The sequence below is a fragment of the Microcystis sp. M090S1 genome (assembly GCF_020246295.1).
GTDB lineage: Bacteria > Cyanobacteriota > Cyanobacteriia > Cyanobacteriales > Microcystaceae > Microcystis > Microcystis aeruginosa.
In genome coordinates this window covers 1-3922 of record NZ_JADBTF010000286.1, presented here as the reverse complement: position 1 = coordinate 3922, position 3922 = coordinate 1, and the positions used below count along the sequence as shown (strand labels likewise).

General features: G+C 42.0%; 4 protein-coding genes and 1 pseudogene. 4 read left to right on the top strand and 1 reads right to left on the bottom strand.

The window, feature by feature from the left end; translation table 11 throughout:
- Window positions 1–221 precede the first annotated feature (221 nt).
- From IM477_RS12530 to IM477_RS12520, 3 genes and pseudogenes are all read left to right on the top strand, one after another.
- Window positions 222–1160: a glycosyltransferase family 2 protein gene (locus IM477_RS12530; protein ID WP_287731996.1), complete on the top strand. Its 939-nt coding sequence runs from the start codon at window positions 222–224 to the stop codon at window positions 1158–1160.
- Between the two features lie 60 nt (window positions 1161–1220).
- The gene (locus tag IM477_RS12525; RefSeq protein WP_287731995.1) at window positions 1221–1574 is read left to right on the top strand and encodes a glycosyltransferase family 39 protein; all 354 of its coding nucleotides are present in this window, start codon (window positions 1221–1223) and stop codon (window positions 1572–1574) included.
- A gap of 15 nt (window positions 1575–1589) precedes the next feature.
- Window positions 1590–2822: pseudogene (locus IM477_RS12520) on the top strand (glycosyltransferase family 39 protein); the annotation flags it as partial.
- A gap of 14 nt (window positions 2823–2836) precedes the next feature.
- On the opposite strand, the gene IM477_RS12515 reads toward IM477_RS12520, so the two are convergent.
- Entirely contained in the window at window positions 2837–3178 is a 342-nt protein-coding gene (locus IM477_RS12515; RefSeq protein WP_004162710.1) for a DUF8822 family protein, read from the bottom strand.
- A 34-nt stretch (window positions 3179–3212) separates the two neighbouring features.
- Between IM477_RS12515 and aat the strand changes: the two genes are divergently transcribed.
- Window positions 3213–3794 carry a leucyl/phenylalanyl-tRNA--protein transferase gene (gene aat / locus IM477_RS12510; RefSeq protein ID WP_287731993.1) on the top strand — a complete coding sequence of 194 codons (582 nt, stop codon included), beginning with the start codon at window positions 3213–3215 and terminating at the stop codon, window positions 3792–3794.
- Window positions 3795–3922: the final 128 nt, after the last annotated feature.

Here is a 3922-nt window from a genome sequence, read left to right as displayed (position 1 = left end):
GGAGCGCATTTTGTAGCTTGCTTAAAGCTTTGTTTCTGTCTGTATCACTTGTTACTTTTTAAAATGAGAATTGCTGAAATCGCCTCCCTTTCATTGCTGCAGTTTAAATGCAATGCAGCTTAGCAGTAATCTATTAAGTTGACAAAAGCGATACTTTGGCAGAATATTTAGCTTAGCAGCCGCCATAAAAACACGGCTTTTGTCCGTTCAATCTCTCGAAAATGCCGAAATACTCGCTAATTATTCCGATTTATAACGAGGAAGAAAGCATTCCAGAACTCTATCGTCGTGTCAGTGACGTCATGGATAGTTTAGATGATTCTGTGGAACTGATTCTGATTAATGATGGCAGTCGGGACCGATCCTTAAAATTAATGCGGGAACTACAGGAAAGAGATGCTAGGGTCTGTTACATTAGCTTTGCTCGTAACTTTGGCCATCAGGCAGCAGTAACGGCGGGACTCAATTTCGCTAGGGGTCAAGTTATTGTTGTCCTCGATGCCGACTTGCAAGATCCACCGGAATTGATTCCCAAAATGATTGAGTCTTGGCAAGCCGGTTATCATGTGGTTTACGCCCAGAGAACAAAACGGAAAAAAGAAAGTTGGTTTAAACGCCTAACTGCCTACGTTTTCTATAGATTGCTGCGACAATTAGCCGACGTGGATATCCCTGCGGACACGGGGGATTTTTGTCTGATGGATCGTCAGGTGGTGGAAGTATTAAATTCTATGCCAGAACGGAATCGTTATATTCGCGGTTTGCGCGCTTGGATTGGTTTCCGACAAACTGCTGTTAAATTTGAGCGGGATCCCCGGTTTGCTGGCGAAGTCAAATACACTTTTAAAAAATCCCTAGCTTTAGCGATTAATAGCTTGGTGTCTTTTTCTAAGATTCCCCTGCGTATTTCCACTTATTTAGGCTTATTTTCCGCTTTAATTGCCCTGTTTATGGCTTTACTGGTTCTCTACTGGCGACTGCAGCAACCCGACTCTCCCGTTACCGGTTTAGCTACTATCTTGATCGCTGTGTTTTTCTTGGGTTCAGTACAATTGATTGGTATCGGCATATTAGGGGAATACATCGGGCGAATTTACGAAGAAGTTAAGGGCAGACCAGCCTACACGATCGCTGAGATCGCTGGGTTGGAAATCAATTAAACTTTTAAAACAACTATCAATTAATTCTTGTTGATTGATGACCTACGGACAAATAAACTTATGATGGATCAGAAAAAATATCTACCTACTCGATCAGCCGCTAATTTGGGAAAGTTTTTGATTATCACTATTTTAGTAATCGGTGTGGGATTACGATTTTTCAATTTAGAGCAAAAAGTCTATAGTGCCGATGAAGTTAGAAGTATCATGCGTTTTTCGGGATACACGACTCAAGATGTGCGGGAGCAGGCTTTCAACGGTGAAATTATTGACAGGAAAGACCTACAATATTTTCAACATCCTCATTCCGAACGCTCTCTATCCGATGCCTTGCGCTCTATGATGGGGAATCCAGAACATCCTCCCCTATACCATTTGTCAGCGCGCTTCTGGATGCAGTTAATCCCCATCTAAAATTCCGCCAGAACTTTCTCGATTTTCTTAAGCATCTTAGTCATTCCTTGCCTTTATTGGTTATGCCTAGAATTGTTCGATTCCTCCCTAACAGGCTGGATAGCGATCGCTTTATTCGCTGTTTCTCCCTTTCAGATGCTTGTGGCTCAAAATACCACCCAGTATAGTCTCTGGACATTGACAATTCTTTTATCAGGAATTGCTCTTTTACGAGCAATCCGTAAACATACGCTTAAAAGTTGGCTCTGGTATAGCCTGAGTTTAGCCTTGACTTTTTATACTCATTTATTTTCTGCTACCGTCGCCATCGCCCAAGCTTTATATGTGATTCTTCTAGAGAGATTGAAAATTACAAGAACAGTTGTTAGCTATATATTGGCAGCTGTTGGCAGCTTAGTTTTATTTAGCCCTTGGCTATTCGTGATTTTTAGCAACCTAGACAAAATTGATCGCAATAATCGGTACTATCGACAGTTTCAAACTAATATCATCGAAATATCTCAAACCTTATTCCGTCATACTGGCCATGTATTCGTGGATTTCTTTCACCGCCAAGGCAGATTAGAATCGGCTTTTCATCTATTAATTTTATTATTAGCGATCTATTCTCTTTACCATCTCATCCGATACACTTCGCCGAAAGTTTGGTTATTCCTAATAACTTTGATTGTTGTTCCTACACTGTTTCAAATTGTACCTGACTTATTAACACCATCGATCCGCTCCCTACAAGCCAGATATTATATACCGGTTTTTCTGGGAATGCAGATGGCTATATCGTACCTGATTGCCAGTTATATCGGCTCAAAGTCCCCAAAAAATTGGCTTCACTATTTAGGACAACAAATCTTGCTAATTTTCCTGCTACTAGGTATAGTATCAGGTGTATTTCTCGGGTTAACTTCTGATGCGGGTTTAGACGATCAAAGAGGTACAGCCAGTGGAGCTAATCTAGAAATCGCCCCTGTTTTAAACTCCATGACCAAGCCGATAGTTATCAGCGATAATACCCCTAGTTTCTTTTTGGCATTATCCTATTTAGTTAACGATCAAGTTAAGTTTCAATTATTTCAGGATGGCGATGTGGAATCCTGGCGGCAAAAACTCAATCTCAAGGAATTAGCCCAAAACTACAGTAATATCGTCGTGGCACATCCCGAAGAAGATTTTGTTAACTTCTTAAATGAGCAATACCCTATTCGTACAGAAAAATTAGCAGGACCGCTAATAGAAATTAAACTCCAATAGCGGAGAAAAACTGTCTAACTTTGCCCACAACAGCGATCGATCCCTAAACTATCTAAAATTAAATCACTGACGGCGTTAGCGATGGCGAATTCACTATAAAAACTTTCGCGAAAATCAAAAGCTTGCATCTCGGTAACGATCGCAATCACCAAGCTACCGAGATCGTTTTCCCCTTCCAAACGCTGACGCAGAAAAATTTGACTAGCGCGTTCAGCGATAGTTTCATTAATAGCTTCGGGAATAAATTCCGCATCTAACCAACGATGCAAAGCGGTGCGCAGCCAAGTTTGTTCCTGTTGGGGATTTTCGATCGGTGGTAAAGTAATGGGCGGAATTGGTGGGGGATGATCAGGCATAATTAGAGAATTATCAGGCTACGAGACTGAATTCTTGGGGGGAGTCGTGGATACCGCATCTATTATACAAGGATACGCACGCGGTTACTTTCTCATGGCCGATGAGGGGGGGCGATTGGATTGGTATTCTAGTAAAAATCGCGCTCTTATCCCTCTTGATCGGCGTTTTAGGTATCCCAAGTCCCTAAAACGAGTTTTGAATCAAAATCGCTTTAGCGTGGCTATTAACCGCGATTTTGCTGGGGTTTGTGCCGGTTGTGCCGATCGCTCGCTGACTTGGATTTCCCCGGAGTTAATGCAAATCTATCAGCAATTACACCAGGCCGGTTGGGCCTACAGTTTCGAGACTTGGCAAGGGGATCAATTAGCGGGAGGGATTTTAGGTTTAGCAATTCGCGGGGTTTTTATCGGGGAATCGATGTTCTATAAAATTCCCGATGGTTCTAAGGTAGCCATGGTCAAGTTAGTCGAACACCTTAGAGAACGGGATTTCTGTCTATTTGATGCCCAAATGCAAAATCCCCATCTGGCTAGATTTGGGGCCTATACTATCTCCGAAAAAGAATATTATCCCCTACTTGAAGGCGCTCTGTTGAAGCATTGCCATTTTGTTTAAGTAGGGCTTGCTGAATAAATCTAAAAACCTTGTTGGATAAGACTTTTGGACTTTTTTCCCCTCAAAAAGTGCCAGCCATTGCGGGGATCGGGGGGAAAATTCCGGGACTTTTTCCCTGAAAATTAGGT

What these genes read in the sequence shown, in the direction of transcription:
- IM477_RS12525 (WP_287731995.1), top strand. Translation starts at nt 1,221, where the DNA reads ATGATGGATCAGAAAAAATATCTACCTACTCGATCAGCCGCTAATTTG.
- IM477_RS12530 (WP_287731996.1), top strand. Translation starts at nt 222, where the DNA reads ATGCCGAAATACTCGCTAATTATTCCGATTTATAACGAGGAAGAAAGC.
- IM477_RS12515 (WP_004162710.1), bottom strand. Translation starts at nt 3,178, where the DNA reads ATGCCTGATCATCCCCCACCAATTCCGCCCATTACTTTACCACCGATC.